The sequence below is a fragment of the Streptomyces sp. WM6386 genome (genome assembly GCF_000972385.1).
Taxonomy (GTDB): Bacteria; Actinomycetota; Actinomycetes; order Streptomycetales; family Streptomycetaceae; genus Streptomyces.
The window spans coordinates 1-919 of sequence record NZ_JXTE01000250.1; the positions used below are offsets into that span (position 1 = coordinate 1).

Here is a 919-nt window from a genome sequence, read left to right on the forward strand (position 1 = left end):
GGGCACGTGGTCGACGAGCTGGATGACGTCGAGGGTGCACAGGCCGATGAACAGGCCCTCAGGACGTCGGGGCATTGCCGGTTCCCTCACGCGCGACTCCTGCCGACGGTGCGTGGGGTCAGTGTACGAAGCGAGAGGAACCGTCGAGCGTTGCGTGGCCGTAACCGTGGCCGTGGCCGGTGACCTTGAACTCCTGAGGCTGCGCTCGGTGGATCAGTCCTCGGACAGGAGCCAGCCGATGCGCAGTTCCTCGGCACCCGGGCGGAACGTCCGCATGAGCTCGGCGCGTTCGGGGTCGTTCTCGGGGAGGCTGTCGGCGAGGAGGGCCTGCGCGGCGACGGTCCGGGGCCGGGCGCCGAGCGCGGCGCGCAGATGGAGCGAGCGGCGCAGCATCGCGATCCGCTCGGCGGGCTCCTTGTGCGGTGCGAGGTGGCGGATGATGCAGGACTCGAAGTAGCCGTCGCCGTACTTGGTCGCGATCTCGAGAGCTGTCTCGTAGAGCGGGAGGGCGCCGGCCGTGTCCTCGTCGAGGTTGTCCAGCAGGACCGCCCAGTGGTACTCGGCCCAGGCGCGCTGCTTCTCGTCGCCGCTCTCGACCGCCGCGCGGTAGCCGGCCACGGCGCGGTCGTCGGGACGGGGGTCACGCCGGAACAGCAGGCGGCTGTAGGCCAGTCGCGCCGTGAGCAAGTGCGCGGTCGATGATGTGGGATCGAGCGCCGCGACCGCCTTCTCGGCCTCCTCATGGCCCTCGATCCGGAAGAACCAGCGGTCGACGGCGATCTCCGCGCGCAGCTCGGGATCGGCGTCCGGACCCAGGGCGGCGAACTGGTCGCCGCCTTCTTCGCGGAGCACGAGATCACTCCGCCGCCGGGCGGTGACTATGGCGAGCTGCCGGATCTCGTGCGCACGGCCCTGGCGC

1 protein-coding gene is annotated in these 919 nt (G+C 71.1%); it reads right to left on the minus strand.

From position 1 onward, the window contains the following. Positions 1-213: 213 nt before the first annotated feature. The coding region (locus tag TN53_RS41045) for a hypothetical protein (protein ID WP_234441830.1) at positions 214-919 on the minus strand (706 nt) is incomplete at its 5' end.